General features: G+C 36.9%; 23 protein-coding genes. 10 read left to right on the top strand and 13 right to left on the bottom strand.

The genetic code is table 11. The features are described from left to right. Positions 1 to 9: 9 nt before the first annotated feature. The 9 genes from C8N28_RS08105 to C8N28_RS08065 all read right to left on the bottom strand — a co-directional run bounded on the left by C8N28_RS08105 (position 10) and on the right by C8N28_RS08065 (position 9,001). Positions 10 to 1,164, bottom strand: coding sequence for a lytic transglycosylase domain-containing protein (locus tag C8N28_RS08105; RefSeq protein ID WP_165870314.1), 1,155 nt, complete (start codon positions 1,162 to 1,164; stop codon positions 10 to 12). A gap of 290 nt (positions 1,165 to 1,454) precedes the next feature. Further along, positions 1,455 to 1,640: a twin-arginine translocase TatA/TatE family subunit gene (gene tatA, locus C8N28_RS08100; RefSeq protein WP_132223569.1), complete on the bottom strand. Its 186-nt coding sequence runs from the start codon at positions 1,638 to 1,640 to the stop codon at positions 1,455 to 1,457. A 95-nt stretch (positions 1,641 to 1,735) separates the two neighbouring features. Further along, positions 1,736 to 3,049 carry a murein hydrolase activator EnvC family protein gene (locus C8N28_RS08095; RefSeq protein ID WP_246012776.1) on the bottom strand — a complete coding sequence of 438 codons (1,314 nt, stop codon included), beginning with the start codon at positions 3,047 to 3,049 and terminating at the stop codon, positions 1,736 to 1,738. Positions 3,050 to 3,118: 69 nt separating this feature from the next. Beyond that, on the bottom strand, positions 3,119 to 3,898 hold the full coding sequence (locus tag C8N28_RS08090) for a DUF4292 domain-containing protein (protein WP_132223566.1): 780 nt from the start codon (positions 3,896 to 3,898) through the stop codon (positions 3,119 to 3,121). Then, on the bottom strand, positions 3,888 to 5,591 hold the full coding sequence (locus tag C8N28_RS08085; protein ID WP_132223563.1) for a tetratricopeptide repeat protein: 1,704 nt from the start codon (positions 5,589 to 5,591) through the stop codon (positions 3,888 to 3,890). The genes C8N28_RS08090 and C8N28_RS08085 overlap by 11 nt, the downstream gene beginning before the upstream one ends. A gap of 4 nt (positions 5,592 to 5,595) precedes the next feature. Beyond that, on the bottom strand, positions 5,596 to 6,033 hold the full coding sequence (gene dut, locus C8N28_RS08080) for a dUTP diphosphatase (RefSeq protein ID WP_132223560.1): 438 nt from the start codon (positions 6,031 to 6,033) through the stop codon (positions 5,596 to 5,598). Next, on the bottom strand, positions 6,023 to 7,528 hold the full coding sequence (locus C8N28_RS08075; RefSeq protein ID WP_132223557.1) for a lipopolysaccharide biosynthesis protein: 1,506 nt from the start codon (positions 7,526 to 7,528) through the stop codon (positions 6,023 to 6,025). Before C8N28_RS08075 ends, dut begins: the two co-directional genes overlap by 11 nt. A gap of 21 nt (positions 7,529 to 7,549) precedes the next feature. Further along, positions 7,550 to 7,822 carry an acylphosphatase gene (locus tag C8N28_RS08070; protein WP_132223554.1) on the bottom strand — a complete coding sequence of 91 codons (273 nt, stop codon included), beginning with the start codon at positions 7,820 to 7,822 and terminating at the stop codon, positions 7,550 to 7,552. A 3-nt stretch (positions 7,823 to 7,825) separates the two neighbouring features. Then, entirely contained in the window at positions 7,826 to 9,001 is a 1,176-nt protein-coding gene (locus C8N28_RS08065) for an amidohydrolase family protein (RefSeq protein ID WP_132223551.1), read from the bottom strand. Between the two features lie 137 nt (positions 9,002 to 9,138). Here C8N28_RS08065 and rlmN point away from each other — a divergent pair, with 137 nt between their 5' ends. Together rlmN and C8N28_RS08055 are read left to right on the top strand one after the other, a co-directional pair. After that, positions 9,139 to 10,191, top strand: a complete 1,053-nt coding sequence (gene rlmN / locus C8N28_RS08060; RefSeq protein ID WP_132223548.1) for a 23S rRNA (adenine(2503)-C(2))-methyltransferase RlmN — start codon at positions 9,139 to 9,141, stop codon at positions 10,189 to 10,191. A gap of 11 nt (positions 10,192 to 10,202) precedes the next feature. Then, positions 10,203 to 10,898, top strand: coding sequence for a ComF family protein (locus tag C8N28_RS08055; RefSeq protein WP_132223545.1), 696 nt, complete (start codon positions 10,203 to 10,205; stop codon positions 10,896 to 10,898). 294 nt (positions 10,899 to 11,192) lie between these two features. Here the strand turns inward: C8N28_RS08055 and C8N28_RS08050 are convergent, their stop codons facing one another. Continuing rightward, positions 11,193 to 12,263: an aldose epimerase family protein gene (locus tag C8N28_RS08050; RefSeq protein WP_132223542.1), complete on the bottom strand. Its 1,071-nt coding sequence runs from the start codon at positions 12,261 to 12,263 to the stop codon at positions 11,193 to 11,195. 215 nt (positions 12,264 to 12,478) lie between these two features. Between C8N28_RS08050 and C8N28_RS08045 the strand changes: the two genes are divergently transcribed. The 3 genes from C8N28_RS08045 to C8N28_RS08035 are packed head-to-tail and all read left to right on the top strand — an operon-like array spanning position 12,479 to position 15,855. Beyond that, positions 12,479 to 12,847: a PadR family transcriptional regulator gene (locus C8N28_RS08045; RefSeq protein WP_132224926.1), complete on the top strand. Its 369-nt coding sequence runs from the start codon at positions 12,479 to 12,481 to the stop codon at positions 12,845 to 12,847. An 8-nt stretch (positions 12,848 to 12,855) separates the two neighbouring features. Next, positions 12,856 to 14,514 (top strand): PspC domain-containing protein, encoded by a 1,659-nt coding sequence (locus C8N28_RS08040; protein ID WP_132223539.1) that lies wholly within the window; start codon positions 12,856 to 12,858, stop codon positions 14,512 to 14,514. A gap of 39 nt (positions 14,515 to 14,553) precedes the next feature. Further along, positions 14,554 to 15,855: a UDP-N-acetylmuramoyl-tripeptide--D-alanyl-D-alanine ligase gene (locus C8N28_RS08035; protein ID WP_132223536.1), complete on the top strand. Its 1,302-nt coding sequence runs from the start codon at positions 14,554 to 14,556 to the stop codon at positions 15,853 to 15,855. A 66-nt stretch (positions 15,856 to 15,921) separates the two neighbouring features. Here C8N28_RS08035 and pyk read toward each other — a convergent pair whose 3' ends face one another. Together pyk and C8N28_RS08025 are read right to left on the bottom strand one after the other, a co-directional pair. Beyond that, entirely contained in the window at positions 15,922 to 17,349 is a 1,428-nt protein-coding gene (pyk, locus tag C8N28_RS08030; protein WP_132223533.1) for a pyruvate kinase, read from the bottom strand. 100 nt (positions 17,350 to 17,449) lie between these two features. Next, positions 17,450 to 17,869 carry an IPExxxVDY family protein gene (locus C8N28_RS08025; RefSeq protein ID WP_132223530.1) on the bottom strand — a complete coding sequence of 140 codons (420 nt, stop codon included), beginning with the start codon at positions 17,867 to 17,869 and terminating at the stop codon, positions 17,450 to 17,452. A gap of 168 nt (positions 17,870 to 18,037) precedes the next feature. Here C8N28_RS08025 and C8N28_RS08020 point away from each other — a divergent pair, with 168 nt between their 5' ends. Genes C8N28_RS08020 through rnc form a run of 3 tightly spaced genes read left to right on the top strand, consistent with a single transcriptional unit; the run spans position 18,038 to position 20,337 of the window. Continuing rightward, positions 18,038 to 18,274: an acyl carrier protein gene (locus C8N28_RS08020; protein ID WP_118193557.1), complete on the top strand. Its 237-nt coding sequence runs from the start codon at positions 18,038 to 18,040 to the stop codon at positions 18,272 to 18,274. Positions 18,275 to 18,298: 24 nt separating this feature from the next. Further along, entirely contained in the window at positions 18,299 to 19,552 is a 1,254-nt protein-coding gene (gene fabF / locus C8N28_RS08015; RefSeq protein ID WP_132223527.1) for a beta-ketoacyl-ACP synthase II, read from the top strand. 50 nt (positions 19,553 to 19,602) lie between these two features. After that, on the top strand, positions 19,603 to 20,337 hold the full coding sequence (gene rnc, locus C8N28_RS08010) for a ribonuclease III (protein WP_132223524.1): 735 nt from the start codon (positions 19,603 to 19,605) through the stop codon (positions 20,335 to 20,337). Here rnc and C8N28_RS08005 read toward each other — a convergent pair. Next, positions 20,334 to 21,614, bottom strand: coding sequence for a replication-associated recombination protein A (locus C8N28_RS08005; protein ID WP_132223521.1), 1,281 nt, complete (start codon positions 21,612 to 21,614; stop codon positions 20,334 to 20,336). The two genes, rnc and C8N28_RS08005, sit on opposite strands and share 4 nt — an antisense overlap. Before the next feature lie 152 nt (positions 21,615 to 21,766). On the opposite strand from C8N28_RS08005, the gene C8N28_RS08000 reads away from it, so the two are divergent. Next, the gene (locus C8N28_RS08000) at positions 21,767 to 22,870 is read left to right on the top strand and encodes a tetratricopeptide repeat protein (protein ID WP_132223518.1); all 1,104 of its coding nucleotides are present in this window, start codon (positions 21,767 to 21,769) and stop codon (positions 22,868 to 22,870) included. 147 nt (positions 22,871 to 23,017) lie between these two features. Further along, complete coding sequence (locus tag C8N28_RS07995) at positions 23,018 to 25,174, top strand: carboxy terminal-processing peptidase (RefSeq protein ID WP_132223515.1); 2,157 nt, start codon at positions 23,018 to 23,020, stop codon at positions 25,172 to 25,174. Positions 25,175 to 25,225 lie beyond the last annotated feature (51 nt).

Genomic DNA, 25,225 nt, shown 5'->3' with positions numbered 1-25,225 from the left:
TAAGAAATTTTAATCCTGGTTTACCTTTAAGGTCATTCCTGGCTGAATTACATTGCTTCTGAGGTTGTTCATCGCCTTCAGAGATGAAACAGTCGACCCTTTAAAACGCTTTGTAATACCATCCAGGGTATCGCCCTTCTTAACAATATAAACATCTTGATTCTGCGCTTCAAGGATAGCAGGCGTAGCCGGTGAATTTCCTTGAAGAAAACTATATAGCTTAGCGTACTCCTGGCTCTGAACCTTCGGAACAATTAAGCGGCTGGGATTTAGCTTGTCACCCTGAATAATCTTCCTTTTATAAGAAGGATTCAGTCGGTATAACTCTTCTGGTTCAATCTCCAGAACCTTGGCAATAGAAGAAAGTGATAAGTTCTTATCAACCAAAATAACATCAATATCCGTTGGCATATCAGTATAATTTGCTTCAACCGGATATAGATCAGTATTCTCCATCACATAAGCCATAGCAATAAAAGCAGGAATATAGTTCCTGGTCTCAGCTGGTAAATAACGTTGTATATCCCAAAAGGTAGGATTTGCCTTTCCACTCCTGCTTATCGCCCTATTTACATTTCCTGGTCCGCAGTTATAAGAGGCAATGGCCAAAAGCCAATCACCGTATATATTGAATGATTCTTTAAGGTAGTTCGCTGCAGCATAAGTTGCTTCAAACGGATCCTTACGCTCATCAACATAAGAGTTCATCTTTAAACCATAACCCTTTGCCGTTGTATACATAAATTGCCAGGGACCCGTAGCTCCAACTCTGGAAACGGCATGTGGATTCAGAGAAGATTCAATAATGGCCAGGTATTTTATAGCTTGAGGAACACCCGTTTCTCCAAATATTTGCTCGAAGATTGGGAAATAATAAGCTGCCAGTCCTTTCATTTTTGACAGATGTGCTCTAAAGGCCTGATTGGTATATTTATTAACGTAAGCCTCAACATCAGCATTGTGATCTTCTTCCATCTGCTTTTTCAAAGGAGAAAATTGGTCTTTTATAATTTCCCTTATTGGAGACGATGCAAGTTCTCTCTCGTGAGCTGATAAAGATATGGTGTCAATTCGACTAAGGGGAGCAGGTCTTTTAAGAATTACGGTTTTTATTGAATCCCTATCATACGTTCGTTCTTTCGCTAAGCCTAAAGAAGTCGTCATACATAAAAGTATAGACGCGGCAATGGCTAGAATTTGCTTACAGAGCATAGCATATTTATATGTGTTCAGTTTATTAATGGTTGATCTTTAAAAATAGATAATAGAACTACCTGTTATCAAACGAGTTCTAAGCTTATTTATTATCACAAGAAAAACAAAAGGAAATACCTGCTAGAAATGTAGGTATAGACAGAATTGCTGAATTAAAAAGATACTGGATTATCTAACGCAAGGCAACAGCAAAAAAAGAGACTCTATGATCTTTCTCATAAAGTCTCTCTAAAATAGAATTACTTCTGTTCGTTCTTTCCTTTTTCTTCAGGATCATCATTTTGGGCATCCTTAAACTCACGAATCCCCTTACCCAAACCACGCATTAGTTCAGGAATCTTCTTACCCCCAAACAATAATAATAGAGCCAGCGCGATGACAATCATCTCCTGAGCACCTAAAAATCCTAAAGTTGTACTTATCATGTGTGTACTTTTTATAAATGGTATAAACTTTTTCCTTTTTTAAATTCCTCTAATATTCAAAGAAATATTGGAGTACGCAAATATACAATTAATATTTAGAAACGTGCAAGCCAAGGAGTTGGATTTATTGGCGCAGAGCCCTCCCAAATTTCAAAGTGAACTTCGGTTGTTCCTTCGTCAGGATCGGTGGCTGCAGTTCCAATAGTCTGTTTACTAGTCACTTTCTGACCCCTCGTAACAGAAACAGATTTCAGGTTCGAGTATACAGAGAAGTATTTACCATGACGGATGATTACAGCATAACCTGCGCCCATCATTTGTACAACACTCCTTACTTCACCATCAAAAACAGCCCGAACTGCTGCACCATTATTGGTACGTATATTTAATCCATTATTCTCCATTTTCACTCCAGCACCGTAGGTATGCTGACCAAAGCCTTGAGTAATCGTTCCTTGAGCAACCGGCCAAGGCAAGCTTCCACGATTACCCATAAATTCATTGGATAACCTGGCTGCTTCTGGCGTTGCAGATAAAACACTAGAGGCAGAAGTAGATGCCGCAGGTTTCGCTACCGCTACTGGCTTAGCAGGCTCGCCTGCTGCCTTAGCACGAGCGGCTTCTTTTGCAGCTTCTAACTCAGCAAGCACCCTGGCTGCTTCTGCAGCTCGCCTTTGCTCTTCTTCAATTTCTTTTCGGATGGCAGCCTGAATAGCCCTTTCTAATCGACTAGCCTCTTGTTGTTTTTTAGTTATTTCAGCTTTATACTCTTTCTCCTGACTTGCAAAACTATTAACCACCTTCGATTTATCTGCCTTTTGAGCATTTAGCGTATTCCGCTCTTCCTGTTGCTCATTCAATAAATCCACCTTTTCTTTCCTATTAGCAGCAAGTTCAGCGATCTTATTCTGGATGGTTTTCTGTGTTTTTTCTATCTCCTGCGCCTGATTCTTTCTTGATTCACTGAATTGCTGAAGATACTTCACCCGTTTAAAAGCCTGATTAAAGTCTTTCGAAGCGAAAATAAACATCATCTTATTATAACCATTCTTATTCCTGAACGCAAAACGAATCATACTGGCATAATCCTTTTTCAGTTTCTCCAATTGATCCTCCAACTTCTTAATCTCTTGCGTATTTTCCTGTATCTGGCGATCAATTAATCGTGTTTCAGAGCTTATCGTACTTATTTTCCGTTCCCGAAGAGTAATCTGGGTATTCAGGGCATTAACCTGTCTTAGGGTTAACGTTTTACTATTAGAAGTGGCTTTAAGGCTTTGATTAAGAAGGTTGATTTCCTGAGTAATACGTTCACGCTGTTTCTTTAATTCCGCACTGGTTTGTCCGTAACTCGTTCCAGCAAACATCAGGAGTACAATAATGCCTGCTATCGTTCTAATCAAATTCATTCTTCTCAATGGTATATTCTGTAGCAATATTAAAACCTATTTATTCCTATCGGCTACGAAGTTAATCATTTATATTTTTTTATAGCGTTCCGGAACAGTGAAGGGAAAACTTAAATCCTGGTCCAAACTCGTATCTTCATATTTCATGGCCGCATCTATATTCATTGTAGGTGCTTTCAAGTTAATATTAACCGTGCTTGGAACCACCTGCGATTGAATATTAGCATAGTCCGGATAGCTAAATTGCAAGGTTTGACTCTTATTGCTTTCAGAAAGTTTAGTTTGCATTAAATTATAATCAGCACCCAGATCCATTTCAAATGTCAGATCCTCCAAACCTCCGCTAATTTTAAACTGATTATTCATACCCACAACCGTATTGAGCGGATCATTATAGAAACTTATACTGTTTCCAACAAAAAGTTGTTCCAACTCTTCAAAGCTAAGTTCCTTACTGGTAAAATTATAGATATAGTCAAAAGGTTTATCTACATAAGTACCCTGTAAACGATTAATGATCTGAATACGATCAGGAGTAATCATGATACGGGCAGCCTCAATTCCTAAAAACACATTCGCCGATATCCAGATTACTTCATTGTGTTTGATGCGAATATTAAGCGTAGCATTAAAGTTTTTATTATCCACCGATAGCTGTGTCCTTGCCTTGGTACTGAAAGTATTGTACAGCAATTCACTACTTTCAATCCCACTTAACAGCTCCTTTTTCTCATTTCTGGATAATTCCTTCATCGTGCCAGCAGGTGTACTTACCAGCCTTTTTGAAGAACAAGCTGATAGAAACAAAAGCAGTATCAAACCAGTTATTGTTCTCTTATTAATCCACATATGTTTTCTCTTTTATTTTTTGATGAAGTTTTTCATTGTTTTTAGAATCAGGAAACTCCCGTGCCTTCTCCCAGAAGTCCAAAGCCTCCTGTTTATTCCCAAGTTTAAATAAGATATCGCCTTTATGCTCAATCAATGTAGAAGAAGGCCTTTCTGTTAATTTAATTGCCTTATCAATCCACACCAATGCTTCCTTATAATTCTCCTGTTGAAATAAAACCCAAGCATAGGTATCTTGAAACGAAGCATTATTAGGATTAATCTCATTCGCTTTCTTAGACATCGATGCTGCTTTTGCTAACCCTTCTTTTCTTAACGCTAAATAATAAGCAAAATTATTAAGCACATAGGTATTGTTACTATCTAATTTCAATGCTTCCTCATAAGCAACATTTGAAGTAGCATCCATATTTAAAGCATGATAGGTATCTCCCAAACTGCTATATATCTGCACCATCAAACTAGAGTTCTCCGGATTAGCACGATTAAGAGCCTCTTCCAGAAAAGACCGGGCTACAGCATATTTCTGATCCAGTAAATGAGCATAGCCTGTATACAAAAGGATCATCGCATTATTTGGAAATAAATCAACTGCTTCCAATCCGTGCTTTTGTGCATCTTCCAATCTATTCATAGATACTTCCAATTGCAGAAGCTGCTCCCAAATAAAATCAAACGTTTTATTAAAGCTTAAAGCCTTTACAAAAGCAGTATGCGCATCCTCGTATTTGCCTAACTGCAACATTATATCACCATATACTGCTTGAGCATCTGCCTGTTCAGGATGGCTCTCAACCAAGGTTTTACTTAATTCCTCAGCCATATTCAATGAAGTATCTTCATCATATTCCTGAAGTATATTATAAATCGTACGAATCTTAACGGCGACAGGTAAAGATTCATTTGCAAATGTTTTCTTCAGTTCAACAAAAACCTCATCATTCATCTTCAAACTATGATAGGCATCTGCTTTTGTAAGAGGGATATAAGCTTCATTAGGAAACTTCTTCTCTCCCTTATTAAGTATTTTCAAAGCTTCTTTTGGTTCGCCAATATCTAAATAAAGATTCGCCATCATCAAATACGGATTACTCTCTTCTGGCTTGTAAGCAAGATAGGCCTTGGCTTCAGCAATGGCTTTCTTTTTATTATCCTGACGCATGTAGATATCTTTCCGCGCCATGAAAAGCCGATCGTCTACACCAAATTTCTTCTCAATCTGTTTATATAGATCCAGCGATGCATCAAAATTCTCAGCAAGCGACAAGGCAAAAGCCTTATCATAATAAAAGGCAGAGCTATCTGGTTTTAGTTGAATAAGCGTATCAAATACATTAAGAAGCTCTTCATAATTTTCAGTAGCCTTATAAATATCAGCTAATGCAATCCAGTTGGTTTCATTCTCAGGCTGCAACTTAATAAGACGCTTTGCCAAACCTTCAGCCCCCGAATAATTACGCTGGGTAAAATAAATACGCATTAAATCAAGATTTGCCTTTTGATGCGTACTATCTAAAGCAACTGCCTGCTCAAGCAAGTTCTGGCCAGTACTGATATCTCTACTTTCTAAACTTTTAATTGCTTGCAGATACATTTCCTGCGCCTTCGGATCAACGGTCGTTTGAGCCGAAACAGAATTTCCAATAAGTAAAATTGGTATTACTAATATTAAAAGAATGCGTATTGTTTTCATTTCACTAAATTACCCCGGTATGTCCATATCCACCGGCACCACGTACTGTATCTGAGAGTTCAGTAGCTTCTTCCCAGTCAATTTGTTCATGCTGAGCAATAATCATTTGCGCAATACGCTCACCATGAACAATCTCAAAGGGTTGATCTGAAAGGTTGATCAAAAGTACTTTGATCTCTCCCCGATAATCAGCATCAATTGTTCCGGGAGAATTCAATACGGTTATCCCATGTTTATAAGCTAAACCACTTCGAGGGCGAATTTGTGCTTCAAACCCCAATGGAAGCTCAATATATAAACCTGTAGGAACCAACACCCTTTGCAAAGGCTTTATTACAATATTACCTTCAATCAAATTAGCCCTTAAATCCATCCCTGCAGAAGCTTCTGTCTGATAATTAGGAAGCTCATGCTCCGATTTATTTATTACTTTAATAATCATCTTTTTTAACAATAAGTTTTATGAGTTGTTTTCTTTCTACTAAGAAAGCAATAATTATAAATATAAAGAATAATGCATTCCCAATAAGCAAGTTTCGATTAAAAATACTGAAAGAAAGCCAACTTATTAAAGCGGCAGCCACAATATAGCCGATATTCTTTTTGGTATGATAGGGAATGGGATAGTTTCTCTGCCCTAAGAAATAAGATAAAACCATCATAGTAAAATAAGCCAGCATGGTTATCCATGCCGAAGCTACATAGCTATATTGAGGTATAAATATAATATTCAACACAATGGTCAGAATAGCACCTACGCCTGATATATAAAGACCAAATTTAGTTTGATCAGAAAGTTTATACCAGATTGATAGATTCATATAGATTCCCAAAAACACATAACCCATTAATAATACCGGAACTATTGGTAAACCCGACCAATACAGTTCTTGCTGTATTACGTCTCCACTTTTAATAAAAAACTTAAGGATCTCCATATTGACAACTAAACCCACCACTGCCAAACTAATTGCAATGACGAAATAATCCATAATAACCGCATAGGTCTTTCTTGCATTTGGATTCTTAGCATGGCTAAAGAAAAAGGGTTCAGCACCCAATCTAAATGCCTGAATAAAAATACTTAAGAATATAGCAATCTTTGAACAAGCACCATAGATCCCTAGATCTCGCTCTCCAATATCAATGGGAAGCAGTTTGGTTAAAAATATCTTATCTAAGTTTTCATTGATAATAAAAGAAAGGTTGGCAACCAAAATAGGCAATGAATACCAAAGCATTTCCTTCATTAATTTTTTATTCGCCTGTAACTTTAGTTGAGATAATTCAGGAATTAAAAGGATCAACGTTACAACGCTTGCTATCAGATTCGCTAAAAACACATAGCCAATCCACTGAGGCTTTAACCATCCACTTAGCCATGCTGCACCAGGCAAGTCATTCTTTATTATAAATGGAAATACGAGAATTAACAGAATGGTAAAAAAAACATAGATTAATATATTTGCCAGTTTTATTAAACCAAAGCGTAAGGGTTTTTCCTGAGCTCGCAACTGAGCAAAAGGAATAACGGCCAGCGCATCTGCAGTTAAGATAAATGCAAAGTAATAAATGTAAATAGTACGTTCTGCACCTTTTTCGGCAAACAGCCAGTAAGAAATATCACTGGCAAATAACAGCGTACCAACAATAAAAACCGCAGAGGTTAATACAATAAAAAAGAAGGTTGTATTGTAAACCCTTTCTTTATTATCTTCATGTTTTTGCAGATAACGGAAAAAGGTAGTTTCCATTCCAAAAGCCAAAATAGCATTTAAGATGGCGGCCCAACTATAAAGATTGGTTAGTATTCCATAAACAGAAGTAGGGTAAACCTTAACAAGTATTGGAGTTAGAACAAAGTTAAGTAATCGGGCAATTACGGTACTAAGTCCATAAATCAGGGTTTGTCCGGCAAATTTCTTTAATGTAGACAAGCTTTAAGGTTTGAGAATTATCTATTTCTTTAGAACCTCAAAGTTACGATAGTTTTTGAGTTCAGATTCACTTTGTATAACATTTTCAACCACTGCATGTTCAGGCCCTTCCTTGCACCAATCTAAAAAGCTTTCGATAGCATAAGCGCTTCCTTCTGCTTCTGCATATACAGTTCCATCAGGCATGTTTTTAATAATCCCTTTTATTCCAAGCAGGTCAGCCACAGCTTTTGTAGATACGCGAAATGATACGCGCTGTACTTTGCCAGAGATCACAATATCTAAATGTTTCATGTTTTAACTAAGTTTAACGAGTGTAGATTCCTCCGTTAAGTTTAAGCCATCTGTTTTTGTAAGCAAGTTTAAGCCGGGCTTCTTGCCAATCTCTAAACTGCCATACGTAGCATCAATACCCAAATACCTTGCCCCATTTAATGTAGCCCATTCAATACTTTTTTCTAATGATAACTGTGGAAAATGTGCTAAAAGGGTCTTGATTTCCGATAAGATGCAAAGCTTATCATTTGATGCAAGACTATCGGTTCCCAGCACAATCGGCAATCTCGATCTTATAAATAAATCAATCTTCGGTAGCCGATCTTCAATATACAAATTAGCATTCGGGCATAAACACCAGGTAACATCTTTCTTATAACGCTCTACAAAATTAATATCTTTAAAAGATGTATAGGTATTATGAACCAATAAAATCCGTTGCAATTGAGGTAATAACGGAAGTACAGAGCGTAAAGAATTCCGTGCCTGTGCTTTGAAAAAATCAATATTCTTATTCAAAAAAGCATAAAAATCTAAGAAGTTACCCGTTTTATAGCGAAAGAACTTGTTTTCTTCCTCAGTTTCCTGATTATGAATACTTATCAACTGCTTACTTTTATCTTCACGCATTCTTATAAACCGAAACAGTTCTTTGGAAACCGAATAAGGAGCATGCGGAGTAACAGAGCTCGATAAAGGAGCAAATGCCTCGCACAATTCTACCCCCCTGATAAAAGCCTCCTTTGCAATCTCAGGCTCAAAGCCAAAGATCTCCGAAAAGGTATGATAGTATATTTTGCTTTCAAGCTTCCTCTCTCTGCTATGGATGGTATTAGCAACATCTGCTACAGCAACAATACCGGCTTCATACATCGCTTGATCTGCTTTTATTATTTCATCAGCAATCAGATCTGAGCTATATTTCGGACCTCTTGCAACTGCTTTTAAAAAATTGATCAAGCCTGTCTTTTTAGGAATTTTACCGCGCAAATGCGATAGTTCCAAATGACAATGACAATTTATAAAGCCTGGTACAATAATACCTTCATACCTTTCTATATTGATACCTTTAGGTACAGTGTCCCATTCAGAAAGAATATCAACGATCGCGTTATTATTACTTAAAACGATAATCCCATTCTTAATAGGAGCTGAATTTACAGGAAAAAGATAATCGGCAGATAAATATTTAAGCATCCAGTTCTATTTTTAAATAATAATTCAATTTATTGCAATTTTAGGAATTTTAACTTTCTAAATGAAATGTGTACTTACTAAATAAGGTCATTCTTTATTTATTATAATGTTAATAGAAAAGCCGTAACTTTGCCGGAGTGGATAAAATTAATAAAAAAATAGACATTCGTTCTCTGAGCCTCAATGATTTAAAGAGTCAATTAGAGAGCCTGGGCGAAAAGTCTTTTAGAGCCAAACAGATCTATGAATGGCTGTGGGAGAAGTCGTGTACCGACTTTGATGAGATGAGCAACCTGAGTAAATCTCTGCGCGAAACGCTGAAAGAGAGTTTCAATATAAATTCTGTAAAGATTCATACGTCTCAGTTAAGTGAAGATAGAACCATTAAAAACGCCTTCAAATTATACGATTCTAATATTATTGAAGGGGTATTAATTCCAACTACCGAAAGAATGACCGCTTGTGTCAGCTCTCAGGTAGGTTGTAGTTTATCTTGTAAATTCTGTGCAACAGGATACATGGATAGAAAAAGGAATGTGAATGCTGACGAAATTTATGACCAGGTTGTATTAATTAACCGCCAGGCAGAAGAGAAATACAAGAAACCACTCACCAATATTGTTTATATGGGTATGGGTGAGCCATTATTGAACTACTCCAATGTGTTGCGATCCATTGATCGGATTACTGCACCTGATGGATTAAACATTGCATCCAGACGGATCACTGTTTCTACAGCAGGTATCGCTAAAATGATTAAAAAGCTGGGTGATGATGAAGTCCGCTTCAACCTGGCTCTTTCTTTACATGCCGCTAATGATAAAAAGCGGAATGAAATTATGCCCATCAATGAGCAAAACACGCTTGAAGCATTGGCTGAAGCCTTGAAATACTATTACGCTAAAACCAATAACCCGGTTACCTACGAATACATTGTTTTCAATGACTTTAATGACGAACTAAGTGATGCTGCTGAACTTGCAGCCTTCTGTAAACACGTACCATGTAAGGTTAATATCATTGAATACAACCCGATCTCTTTCGCGAATTATAAAAATGCAGACGTAGATAAAGTGGAAGTATTTGCAGAATTCTTACGGAAGAAGGGTATTAATACCTATGTTAGGAAGAGTCGTGGGAAAGATATTGACGCTGCCTGCGGACAATTAGCTGTTAAAGAGAAGGCCTAATTATTTAATTTATGCAATTCGTTCAGTTTGTAAGAGATGCTTTTGCGCTCTTATTCCCCGAGCTATGTGCTGGCTGCAACCAAGCTTTGGTACATCAGGAGAAACGCTTATGTACGCATTGCATTTATAATTTACCGATCACTCATTTTCATCTGGATAAGGATAACCTGGCAGCCCGACAGTTGATGGGGCACGCAGCTATTGAAGAAGTTGATGCTTTTCTACATTTCAGTTCAGGCTCGATTGTTCAAAGAATCATTCATCAGATTAAATACAAAAATGGTTTTGCAACAGCTGAGTTATTAGGAGAGTTATATGGCCAGCAGCTAAAAGAGGCCTCTGCTTTTGAATCTTGTGATTTAATTATCCCCGTACCTCTCCATAAAAAACGCTTGCGATCAAGAGGATATAATCAAAGCGATTACTTCGCAAAAGGACTGAGTAACGCACTAAACATTCCAACCGATTGTAAGAACTTAATTCGTGTAGCTCATAATGAAAGCCAAACCAGTAGAAGCCGACCCGAACGCTTCGAAAATGTGAAAGGCATCTTCCAATTAAACCATCCGGAATCTTTAACCGATAAACATATTTTATTGGTGGATGATGTATTAACAACAGGCGCAACTCTTGAAGCCTGCTCAACCATACTTTTAAAAAATCCCGGCGTAAAAGTCAGTATTGCCACCCTGGCATTCACAAAATAATATCATTTAAGATTTGATTATCATGTACTCGAATCAGACATGATTCTAACAAGGTTCAAACAGGGTTCAAACAAGGGTATTGCCCCTGTCTGGTCCCTGTTTGAACCCTGTTTGGTCCTTGTTAGAATCATGTCTAAATAAAATAAAACTAAAACGATTTTTAATGTGTCTTATATCGAAATAAGCCTTCAACATAAAATTATAAATACACTAATTAAATTACGACGGGAATTTTAGCATCCTTGTTAAAGTATGTTAAAGACATACGTAATTAATGCCTTATATTAAACTCAATTACTTTACAACGTTAAATCGATAACGGGTTTCAGAATTAAATACATCGCCAACTTTGAGCAAACAACTAGGAAAGGTTAGCTGATTAGGTGCATCTGGAAATGCTTGAGTCTCTAAACAAATTGCTCCGTGTTTAAGATAAGGCTTTCCGCTTTTTCCTATATCGTTACCTGTAAGGAAATTGCCGGTATAAAGTTGCATACCCGGCTGATCGGTATAAACTTCCATCTGGATACCGGTTAAGGGAGATAATACGCGCGCCACAGGTTTTTTTAGTTGATAGGTAGTGTTGTTTAAAACGTAATTATGATCAAATCCATCTGCTGCCTCTATTTGCTCATCTTGAATGGTCATTTGTTCTCCGATCGACTTTGTTGATAGGAAATCGAAGGCGCTATCTTTACAAGGTCGTAATTCGCCCGTTGGAATCTGAACAGCATCAACCGGCAAATAACTATCGGCATCAATGAAAATTTCATGGTTATATATTGATCCAACTCCCTCACCATTCAAGTTAAAGAAAGTATGATTGGTTAGATTGATAATGGTGTCTTTATCTGTATGAGCACGATAATGGATTCTCAATTCATTATCATCTGTTAAAGAATATTGAACAACCACGGTTAAGTTTCCAGGGAATCCTTCCTCTCCATCGGGAGAAACCAGATAGAAATCAGCCTGATGTCTGTTGTTTACACGGCGTGACCAAACACGCTCATGAAACCCAATCTTACCCCCATGTAATGCATTGGTACCATTATTTGGCTCAATGTGATAGGTATTTTCATCAATCATAAACGTACCCTTTGCTATACGATTAGCAAAACGGCCAATTGTAGCACCGTGGTAGCGTTCATTTGAGTTTACATATTTATCAATGCTTTCAAAGCCCAGAGCTACGTCTACTTTCTTACCATCTTTATCGGGGACCAAAATACTAACTACCCGTGCCCCAAAATCGCTCAAAGCTACTGCCATCCCTCGCTTATTTTCTAAGATAATAAGATGAGATCTCAAATTTTCAAAGCATTTCTCAAAGTTCTGCTCTGAAGGAAGAGTATAGTTATTCATTCAAATTGTTTTAAATAGAGTGTTGAATCGGTTTATTTGACTAGTCGTGTTAAAGTTATCAAAAAAGAACCTGATAGCGAAAATAGAATAGTTGATTTAACATTTTAAAATTAATTGAAAATTATTTACCTGTATATCAATTAATTATAAAATAATTCGCCATGACATACAACTATGTATTGCATACTACCGTCTTAAACATATATCTTTGTTATATGATTGCTGAAAATACACAAACCCAAATGAGGAAAGGAATACTCGATTACTGTATTCTTTCAATAATTTCGCAGGGCGAAATTTATGCCTCAGATATCTTGAGTGAGCTCAAAAAAGCACGCTTATTAGTAGTGGAAGGTACGCTATACCCACTACTTACCCGCTTAAAGAACAATGGTTTGCTTAGTTATAACTGGCGTGAATCAACCTCTGGCCCTCCAAGAAAATACTATGAAATTACACCAGCCGGCCTGGACGTACTCGATAGGCTTGATAAAACCTGGAACGAACTGGCTTTTGCAGTAGATACTGCAATGGAGCATCGTAGAACTAAATCAACAACAGAAAATCCTTTAACAGAACAATAGCTAAAATCATGAATAAGACAATTATTATTAACATCAACGGCATCATCTTTCATATTGAGGAAGATGCATATGAGGTACTGCAAACCTACATGACGGCGGTAAAAAGACATTTTGGCTATTCACCTGATAGCAATGAAATTGTAAGTGATATAGAGAACCGCATCGCAGAAATGTTTAGCGAACGTATTAATCAGCAAAAAGCTGTTATTACGATGCAGGACGTTACTGAAGTAACTGCACAAATGGGAAATATCAGCGATTTTGAGGAGTTTGATGAAGAAGGAGAAGAAACTGGTGATACTTCATACAACTATCAAACCTATAGCGGTAGCCGCGGCTTATTCCGTGACCCCGACGATAAGGTAATTGGTGGTGTGTGTTCTGGATTAGGCCATTATTTTGATGTGGAAGCCAAATGGATACGCGTAGCATTTATCCTTTTATTTGTACTGGGAGGATCGGGCTTTTTGCTCTATATCATTCTATGGATATTGACACCTTTAGCGCGCACACGTGCCGATAAAATGTCAATGAGAGGCGAGGAAGCAAACCTCCATAATTTTAAACGCAATTTTGATGAAGAGATGGAGGGTCTTCGGAAAAATTTTTCCGAGGCCGGTCAAAGAATAAGACCCGGCCTAAAAAATACCGCTAGAAGAACTGGTGATGCCATCGAAGGGATTGTAAATATCATCGTAAAAATTATCGGAATCTTCGTGATCATCGCCTCCGTTATTGGACTGATTTGCGCACTTATAGCTTTACTTGGCTTCCTTGGAAATTCAGGTAATGGTTTCTTTATGGATAACCTTCAACCTACCCGTTTTATAGATCCTGCTTATTATAAGCTTTTTGTATGGCTTGCTTTCTTTGCGATTGCAATCCCTTTACTTGCCTTAATGATACTTTCAATACGGATAATTACAGGTTCGAAGATCAGTAAGTACTTCGGTTATTCGTTATTAATTGTATGGATCGCGTCGGTTGGTTTCTTAGCTTATTATGGATCGCTTATCGGTATGGATCATTCTATTGACAGCTCGGTGGTAGAAACTACTCCCTTAATGCCAGATAGCGTGTATCATCTTTCTATAAATGATGTAAGAACGGTAGCTCAACAGCGCGATTCTGTTTATGGAAACGGACAAACCTATTCTAATCGTATTACCATGAGGCGAAGAGGTTCATTTATGGATGTTCGTCCAAGAATATATATAAACAAGCTGGTTTATGGAGATACTGCTACGATTTCGAAAGAATTCAGTGCAGTAGGACGAACTTTTGACATTGCTAGTAAACGTGCTCAAAACATGACCTATCATGTTAAGCAAACCAATGGAGAATTAACCTTTGATAGTCATGCTTTAATAGGAGCGAAAGACTTATACCGTGATCAGGAAATACGAGTAGATCTGAATATACCGGTAGGAACGCGCTTAATTATTGATAGAGAAGTGCGGCATCGCCTTTATAATGTTTCTTTTGATAAATTCGATGATGATTTTGACGATATGCCATCTCCTGATCAAAGTGAATGGATTATGACGGCTAACGGGCTCGAATATATTCCAGATAGACAAAGGCAAATTGGTACGGGCAGTGTAGATTCTACTGCAGTTCTAAGAGATTCAATAAACCTTAAAATCGATACGACTTTAAAAAAATAGGATTACTTTTACCAGCATAATAGTAACCTTATACTAGCTATGCATTTGAATGAGATTTATAAAGTTTATTTAAAATACCCCATTATATCAACTGACACAAGGAAGATTGAGAAAAACTCAATCTTCCTTGCATTAAAAGGGAGTAACTTTAATGGAAATGAATTTGCGGATAAGGCACTTGAACTGGGTGCTTCTTATGCAATTATTGATGAAGCCGCTTATAAAAAAGATGAACGTTTTATTTTAGTTGAAGATGTTCTTGAAACATTACAAGAGCTGGCAAAACATCATCGGGATCAATTAAATATTCCTATTATTGGTATCACGGGCACCAATGGAAAGACCACAAGCAAGGAATTAATACAAGCCGTTTTAAAGCAGAAGTATAAAGTTTTTGCAACTAAAGGAAACTTGAATAATCATATAGGTGTTCCTCTATCTCTTCTTTCAATCAACAAAGAAACGGAAATTGCTGTAATAGAAATGGGAGCAAACCATCAGCTGGAAATCGCTTTTCTATGTAGCCTGGCTAAACCCGGATATGGCTTGATAACCAATGTTGGCAAGGCTCATTTAGAAGGCTTTGGAAGCTATGAGGGTGTAAAAAAAGCAAAGGCAGAGCTTTATGCCTGGCTATCAGAGCACAAAGGAACTTTGTTTTTACAAAAAGACAATTCTGAATTGGTATCAATGGCTAGTAAGTTCGAATTTGAAGAAACTATCAGCTATGGTTTTAATCCTAAACACGATATTTCTGGTGAGCTGATTGAAGATAATCCATTTTTAAGTTTAGAATGGGCCTTTAATAAGGAAAAAGCTGTGGTTGAAAGTCAGTTAACAGGTGCTTATAATGCCGAAAATATATTAGCTGCTATTGCCATCGGGGTTTATTTCGGACTAAATGCCAATGAAATCAATACAGGGATAGCGAATTACCATCCTGAGAATAATCGATCTCAGATTATAAAGACTAAGAGTAATACTATTATTTGTGATTATTATAATGCAAATGTTAGTAGCATGGAAGCCGCATTAAAGAACATTGATTTAATGGAAACACCTTTGAGAAAAACACTTATCCTTGGAGATATGTTTGAATTGGGTGATGAATCATTGAAAGAACATCGTCTTTTAATTGAAAAGGCTTTATTGTTAAAAGACTGCGACTGTATTTTTGTAGGGAAAGATTTTTATAAATCAAAAAATGAGAAAGCAGCGTTCTATAAAACAACGGATGAGGCGGTGGATGCCTTAAAAAAGGAAATTATAAAGAATAGGCTTATTTTGCTGAAAGCTTCGCGAGGTATGACTTTTGAAAAGATATTGGCAGTGATTGAGTAGAAATATTTAAACATAAAAAAAGCCCGGTGAAATAAATCTCACCGGGCCTTTTTTATGTTTATAAGATTAAACGATCGCTACTTTGATCATGTTAGTCTTTCCTTTACTTTCGATTGGAATAGAAGCGGTGTTAACAACCAGCTCTCCTGTTTTCAAAAGACCTTTCTCTTTTAAGATCGTATTCACATCTTTAATGCTATTATCCGTACTTTCGAAGCTATCGTAGTAGAACCCACTAACACCCCAAACAACGCTTAGTGTATTTAATAAGGTCGGATTGCTTGTAAAGATATAGATATCGGCATTTGGTCTGTGGCTTGAGATCTCAAAGGCTGTATAGCCGGAAGATGTCATAGCAGCAATTGCTTTTGCACCTGTTTTTTGAGTCAAGAATACAGAAGAGGCACAGATATGATCAGAAATAAGAGTTTCAGAATCAAAGCTGCTTTTCTTTTCTGCGAAATAAGGATACGATGTTTTCTCTACGTGTGTAATTACCTTGGACATTGTTTCTATTACAATCTCAGGAAACTCTCCTACCGATGTTTCACCACTTAACATTACCGCATCAGCACCATCAAGCACAGAGTTAGCTACGTCGTTAATTTCAGCACGTGTTGGGCGAGGAGTGGTTATCATGCTTTCAAGCATTTGAGTAGCAATAATAACTGGTTTAGATGCATCGCGGCATTTCTTAACAATCATTTTTTGCAAAACCGGAACTTCTTCCATTGGCATTTCTACCCCCAAATCACCTCTGGCAACCATAATGGCGTCAGATACGGCAATAATTTCATCGATGTTAGCAATTGCTTCTGGTTTTTCAATCTTAGCAATTATTCTAGCTTTTTTATTTTGACCAGCAATATGATCTTTAAGTCTGATAATATCAGCCGCTGTACGCACGAAAGACATTGCAACCCACTCTACATCATAAGAAAGAGCAAAGTTTACGTTATCAATATCTTCATCTGTTAAGCTTGGAATAGAGATCTTAGTATTTGGAAGATTCACTCCTTTTCTTGAAGTAAGAACCCCTCCATGAACAACTTCACATTCTACAGTATCAAGACGATTTGAAGAAAGAACTCTCAATTGGATCTTACCATCATCTAATAGAATGATTTCATTTGAGGACACGTCATTCGGAAAGTTTTCATAAGTGATGTAGATATTGTTTTCATCACCTATTAATTCTTTGGTTGTAATAGTAACCTTTTTGCCATTTAATAATAGGGCACCTCCTTCTTTCATTTTCCCTATCCGGATTTTAGGTCCTTGTAAATCGGCTAAAATTCCGATTGGGACCTGATTTTCCTCGCTAATTTCACGAATTGTCTTAATAGCGATTAAATGATCCTCCTGGCTACCATGAGAGAAATTAAGCCTGCAAACATCTACGCCAAGAGCCACCATGTTTGTAAGCGTTATCTTGTTAATAGATGCAGGGCCCAATGTGGCAACTATTTTGGTCCTTTTTTGAACTTTATTCATATACTTAAATTCTACGTTTATTGCGGTTTATTGTATTATTTTATTGAGTTTGTTGTCGTTTTTTATTGATAGTGTTCTATATACACTTGAAAATAGTGCGCTAAAATACAAGATTTTCTTTGGATTTCAACTTTTGAGGGTCAATTTCTGTTGCTACTACAATATATGGAATTTCATTGAGTGCTTTATAAAAAGCTTTTAAATCTATATCATCAATAAACTCCTTTATAATTAAAAAATAATCCGATCCACGAAGCTCAGGCAATAAATACCCGGTATCGCAACCTTTATTACCAATTAAATAAAATTCTGTTTCTTCTGTGGTATTTATATAGCTATATTTGGGGAAATATAATGAAGTATTATCCCCTATCCAAGTTTCATGATCCTCAGTCTTACGTAAATCAAGCGATGTTAGCTTGTTTATGTAATAGCAAAGGCGATAATCTTTTAGGGGACAGGTGATCGCAATTAGTATAAAATTGAGATCGATTTCATATTTTAAAGTGACTTTATTCAACTATCTTTGCATTTTAATTACGAAGGTAGTAAAACAAAATACATTATTAATTGATTAATTAGATATATTTCAGACCTATTATTTTTGTTAAAACGTAAAAAGGTTTGATATGTGATTTAATTTATTTTTCTTTGCATTTGATTTATTAAACATTAAACCATAAAAATCATGTCTGATATCGCTTCAAGAGTAAAAGCAATTATCGTTGAAAAATTAGGTGTTGACGAAAACGAGGTTACACCAGAGGCTTCCTTCACTAATGATTTAGGAGCGGATTCATTAGATACCGTAGAACTAATCATGGAATTTGAAAAAGAGTTCAACGTAGCAATCCCTGATGACCAAGCTGAAACTATCAGCACGGTTGGTCAAGCGGTGACCTATTTAGAAAAGAATGTAAAATAACTAATTTAATTAAGCCAAAGATACATGGAGCTTAAAAGAGTAGTTGTAACTGGGCTCGGCGCGCTTACCCCAATTGGGAATACTGTTCCAGAATACTGGGACAGTCTTGTCAAAGGGGTAAGCGGGGCCGCTCCAATCACTCGATTTGATGCAAGTAAATTTAAAACGCGTTTTGCCTGCGAAGTAAAAAACTTCGATCCCGAAGATTTCATGGATCGCAAAGAAGCTCGTAAACTTGACCCATTTGTACATTATGCTCTTGCATCAACTGATGAAGCAGTTAAAGATGCCAATCTTGATTTCGACAACTTGGATACCAATCGTATTGGTGTTATTTGGGGATCAGGAATTGGAGGTCTTAAAACATTCTTAGATGAGGTAACTAACTTCGCAAATGGCGATGGAACACCTCGCTTTAATCCCTTCTTTATTCCTAAGATGATATTGGATATTGCACCCGGACACATTTCTATGAAGTACGGTTTGCATGGTCCAAATTTCTCAACTGTTTCGGCGTGTGCTTCTTCAACCAATGCACTTATTGATTCTCTTAACTATATCCGTTGCGGATTTGCAGATGTAATTGTAAGTGGAGGTTCTGAGGCAATTATCAACGAAGCAGGAATAGGTGGATTTAATGCTATGCATGCTTTATCAACCAGAAATGATGACCCTGCTACTGCATCTCGTCCTTTTGATAAAGACCGCGATGGTTTTGTTGCCGGCGAAGGATCAGGTACCATTATTCTGGAAAGCCTGGAACACGCGAAAGCTCGTGGTGCCAAAATCTATGCTGAACTTATTGGAGGAGGAATGAGTGCCGATGCACATCATATCACTGCATCCCATCCGGAAGGCTTAGGCGCCAGTCTGGCAATGACTAATGCTATGCGTGACGCACATATCTCTACCGATGATATTGATTATATCAATGTACATGGTACTTCTACTCCTGTAGGAGATATTAGCGAAACAAAAGCAATTATGGATCTTTTTGGTCCTCATGCCTTTGAATTAAACATAAGTTCAACAAAATCTATGACCGGCCATTTACTTGGTGCAGCAGGTGCAGTTGAATCAATGGCGTGTATTCTGGCAATCAAACATGGAATGGTTCCTCCAACCATCAATCATTTCACAGATGATCCTAACTTAGATCCACGGTTAAACTTTACCTTTAATAAAGCTCAGAAAAGAGATATTAAAGTTGCACAAAGTAATACCTTTGGATTTGGTGGTCATAATGCTTCTGTTATCTTCAAGAAATACGAAGAATAATGATTCCTTTCTTTGGAAATATTCTAATGTGTTGATTTTATTAAAGATTAATGCCTTTTTCCAGAATTTATAACCTTTATATTTCACCCGATCGCAAATACGTTCGGAGTTTAAGAAATCTATTGGGTTTTGTTCCTGGAAATGTGCGGCTCTATCGGATGGCATTTCGCCACAAATCTGTAGCAGTAAGCATTAAAGAAAATGGTAATGCCAAGAACAGCAACGAACGCTTAGAATTTTTAGGCGATGCTATTTTAGGCTCTGTAATAGCTACCTTGCTCTTTAAAAAATACCCTTTTAAGGGCGAGGGTTTTTTAACAGAAATGCGTTCGAAGATTGTTAGCAGAGCAAATCTTAATATTCTGGCTAAGAAGATGGGCTTAAATGAGCTCATCGAATACGATGCAAAGATGTTTGGCTATAATAGACAGAGTTCCTTACTCGGAGATGCTTTTGAAGCATTAATAGGAGCCATTTACTTAGATAAAGGTTACTCAAAAACTCAGAGCTACATACTAACCCAGATCATCAATCCTTTGGTCGATATTCACCAGCTTGAGAATACAGAAACTAATTTCAAGAGCAGGCTGATTGAATGGTGTCAACATCATAATAAGGAAATCCAATTTCAGAAAGTAAAGAATCAGGAGGATGAAGGTTCAAGGTTATTTACAGTAGAAGCTTTAATTGATGGCGAAGTAAAGGGCATTGGACAAGATTATAATAAAAAGAATGCTGAAAAGATTGCTGCCGAAAAGGCATGTGAAGAATTAAAGGTTCTTTAATATTTGTATTTACCTTTCCAATTAGCTCGCAATTTCTCTCTTAACTTATTCTCACTCTGGTTATCTCCAGGATCATAGAGTTTAGTTCCACTAATTTGCTCTGGCAGAAATTCTTGCTCAATAAAATTTCCGGTATAAGAATGGGAGTATTTGTAATCTTTTCCATAGCCAATATTTTCCATTAGTTTGGTTGGTGCATTTCTTAAATGCAAGGGAACAGGTAAATCTCCTGTTCGTCTAACTAATGCCTGTGCATCATTAACTGCTTCGTAGGCTGCATTGCTCTTGGCAGATGAAGCGAGATATGTTACCGTTTGAGATAAAATAATTCTAGACTCTGGCCAGCCAATCACAGATACTGCTTGAAAACAATTGTTAGCTAATAGTAATGCATTGGGATTCGCATTTCCGATATCTTCAGAAGCTAAGATCAGAAGCCTGCGAGCAATAAACTTAGGGTCTTCTCCTCCTTCTATCATTCTTGCCAACCAATAAACACCGGCGTTGGGATCGCTGCCCCGGATGGATTTAATAAAAGCCGATATAATATCGTAATGCTGCTCTCCGGATTTATCGTATAATGCCAGATTTTGCTGAACTAACTTTAATACCAATTCATTATCGACAGCCTTGGATTGAATTTCTTCACTATTGGAAACCAACTCTAACAGGTTTAAAAGTTTGCGGGCATCTCCTCCCGACAAACGAAGCAATGCTTCGTATTCCTTTATTTGAATATTCTTACTTTTTAATACTTCGTCCTCTTGAATTGCTGTATCAACCAATTGAATGAGATCCTCTTTCTCAATTGGCTTTAAGATATATACCTGACAACGTGAAAGTAACGCTGAAATAACTTCAAAAGAGGGGTTTTCTGTCGTAGCACCAATCAGAGTAACCAAACCTTTTTCTACAGCGCCTAAAAGCGAATCTTGTTGTGATTTAGAAAAACGATGGATCTCATCAATAAAAAGAATCGGTTGTTCTCCTCCTGAAATTTGTACGGCCTGGGCTTTATCAATTACATCCCGAATGTCTTTTACTCCCGAATTTATTGCACTCAAACTAAAAAATGGTCTATGCAGTGAATTCGAAATAATGAAGGCCAATGTGGTTTTCCCAACACCGGGAGGGCCCCAAAATATCATGGAGGGAATGTTCTTATTGCTGATTGCATTCCGAAGTACAGCATTGGGTCCTACCAAATGCTTTTGCCCGATATAACTATCTAAACTGCGCGGGCGCATTCGTTCTGCTAAAGGAGGAAGTGTTGCCATCTAAACAAAAATACGTAATTTTATGTGAAATTGATTTTCGATTTTATTATATTGGATGGCCCAATTCCATTTTTTATAGTAAGAAATGGAATTGAACAGATTTAATTATATTTGTATAATTATTTAATAAAAAGATTGATTAACAAGTGAGTATGAAAAGAGTGTTTCAGATTTGTCCTTTACTATTTTTACTTTCTGCTTTATGGACAAATGACACGCTGGCTCAAACCAATGTAAAACATCCATCGAAGTATAATAAAGAATTTTCTGGCATAGGGCCACAGGTATATATCCTCCCTCCTCCGAAAACAAAGGAAGAGATCCTACAAGATCAATATTCTACGAAGCGTATAGAACAGGTTACACTTATACAATTAATAGATAAGTTAGAGCTGTCTGACAGATTAAAAAGGATTAATAACGAAAGTTTGCCGATAGGTTTAATTGATTCAGCGCATATGGATAGAGAGGCGCAAATTAAATCTGCCATAAGTTATTATGAACAAGCTAATCAACATGATTCTGTTCTGGCCTGGCAAAACAATCTCGGCACTTTCAAGTTATTAAATGGAGATTTAGATGAGGCAAGAGATTTGTTTATAGGTAGTTTAAACACTTACAAATTGCATAATGATATAAGCAATCAACAGATTGTTCTACAGAATCTGGCTATCCTGGAGGAGCAATCTGGAAATTTTTTAACATCTTTAGGATATTATGATGAATTATTGGATTTGGCTAAAAAAACAAAGAATATACAAAGAGAGGGATTGCTGAATTTGTCCATTGCATTGCTTCAAGCTAAGCTTGGTAATTATTCTGCTGCGCATAACTTGATTCTTAAAAAGAGTTTTCCTTTACTACAAAAAGCGAAGTACTTTCCGGATGTAGTAAATGCTTTAAATACATTGGCAACCATAAAAGAATCAGAAGAAAAGTTTACTGAAGCAAAGTGGATTTACTTACAAGCCATAGATGTAGCAACGATCTATAAAGATGAAAAAGGCCTGGCTCAAAGTTTATTTAATGTTGCCCGATTGAAAACACGAATCGGCGATAGTATATTGGCAATTCCAGATTATAAATTAGCTAAGGATTTAGCAATAAAGTATAGCATGAATGCTTTACTTGTGGAGATAGAGGATAGTTTGGGAGATGTATATTTAGATTCTGGCAATTATACGGAGGCTGCCCTCGCTTTAAGTTCCTACAATGTTTTAAAGTCAGAATTTATTAACAAACAAATTCTATTGTAAAAAAACTATAGCTTAAAGGATATTTGATGTGTACTAAAAAGAAGTAATTCATTTTTTTTAGTACATTTAATTTCTTTAATTATTAGGTTTTAATTATCAAAATTGTCTATTTAAAATTAGAGCCCAATAGAGGTTATATTTAACAAGATGAGTTATAAATCGTTCCAAGAAATGTTAAAAAAAGTGTTTTTAGCCCTATTTGTGGCTGCAGCGATTTCATGCAGTGCGGGTCCCCGAGTTAACCTTGATGGGGATGGGCCGGGTATGCTAAAGCCGGATGCTGCACAAAGTGTTATTGTAAAGGATTTAGTGGGTTTGTTCGAAAGCATTCATTATAAGAAAGTTCCATTCAACGACTCTCTCTCTTCTGAGATATTCGATAAATATATAAAAACGCTTGATGAAGGAAAAAACTACTTCCTGAAAAGCGATATAGAAGATTTTGAAAATTACCGAAATGTGATTGTAGATGATCTAAAGGAAGGTGATTTAAGTTCTATGTTTCATATCTTCAATGTTTATCAAACAAGGTACCTGGAGCGTTTAAAGTTTGCAGAGTCGCAGGTTAAAAATGATTTCGACTTTACAAAAGACGAAACCTATACATACAACCGAAAGAATGAAGATTGGTTTGCAACGAAAGAAGAAGCCAATGAAACTTGGAGAAAACGTGTAAAATACGACATGCTTACTTTAAAACTAAGTCGCTCAGGTGAAGAAGTTGAGAATAAACAGAAGAATATAGAGACCTTAACAAAGCGTTATGAAAATCTTATTTCACAAGCTGAAAAGACGAATCATAATGATGCCTTCCAGATTATCATGAATGCTTTTACAGGAGCAATTGATCCGCATACTAATTACTTTAACCCTAGTTATGCTCAGGCGTTTAATGAAGATATGGCCCGTACCTTTGAAGGTATTGGTGCACGTTTGGTATTAGACAATGAGGTAGTTAAGATAATGGAGATCCTTCCGGGAGGTCCTGCTTTTAAAGATAAATCTTTACAGGTTGATGATCGTATCATCGGCGTAGCTCAAGGAAACGAAGAATTTGTTGATATTATTGGTTGGCGTTTAGATAATGCAGTAGCCAAGATAAAGGGTCCGAAAGGAACTGTTGTTCGTTTAAAGATCATCCCGGCAGGCCAGGAATTAACATCGCAACCTAAAATTATATCCCTTACACGCGATAAAATCGTGATGGAAGAAACTTCTGCTAAGAAAGAGATTAAAATGGTTACCGGAGATGATGGTAAGCAATACAAAATAGGAGTAATTAATATTCCTGGCTTCTATCTTGATTTTAAAGCTTATAATGATAAGGATCCGAACTATAAGAGTACGACACGTGATGTAAGGCTGATATTAGATACGCTTAAACAGGAAAAGGTTGATGCTGTACTTATTGATCTGAGAAGTAACGGAGGTGGTTCTTTAATTGAAGCAATTGAACTTACCGGTCTATTCATAGATTCTGGCCCGGTAGTTCAGGTAAGAGACACTCGTAATCGCATAGAGGTTGATAATGATGAAGAACCCGGAACTTCTTATGATGGTCCTTTAGGTATCATGATAGACCGTTTTAGTGCTTCTGCTTCTGAAATATTTGCAGCTGCAATACAAGATTACGGTAGGGGTATTATCCTTGGTACTCAAAGCTATGGAAAAGGAACCGTACAATCTGCTATTGATATGTCGCGTGTAATCAGCGCTTCTAATCGTTTGCTTCTAAAAGCACAAAATATAGATAGACAAGAGGTTGCACCGGGCGCTCCTGAATTTGGTCAGATCAATATTACAATGGCTAAATTCTACCGGATTAATGGTAGCAGTACGCAGCATAAAGGAGTAACACCTGATATAGAATTCCCGACGGTTTATCCGGCAGATAAATTTGGTGAAAGCTCTGAACCTGCTGCCCTTCCATGGGATCAGATTAATGCAACAAAATACTCACCGGTAGCAAATCTTTCGAACTTAATAACCGCGCTGGAATCGAAACATGAAACTCGCATGCAGGCTTCTCCTGAATATAAAAATATGCTGGAAGATATTAAGCTTCTAAATGAAAAGGAAGATGAAACGGAAGTGACTATCCAAGAAGCTAAGCTTAAAAAAGAACGAGACGAAGCAGAAGCTAGATCAGCGGCCCGAAATAATCAAAGAAGAATCGCAATTTCAGCTGGGCATCTTCCTTTGGAAGCAGAAGACAAAGATGCAGACAAAAAACTGAAAGTTGATTTTGTACAAGATGAAAGCCTGAATGTGATGGCTGACATGATTTCTCTTATAAAGAAATAACATAAAGGAAGAACAAGGAGGGGTTTAAAGCGATATTGAATCGTCTTTAAA

It is taken from the genome of Albibacterium bauzanense, from assembly GCF_004339765.1.
GTDB lineage: Bacteria > Bacteroidota > Bacteroidia > Sphingobacteriales > Sphingobacteriaceae > Albibacterium > Albibacterium bauzanense.
The sequence above is the reverse complement of the archived record's forward strand: the minus strand, read 5'-3'. Positions and strand labels throughout refer to the sequence as shown.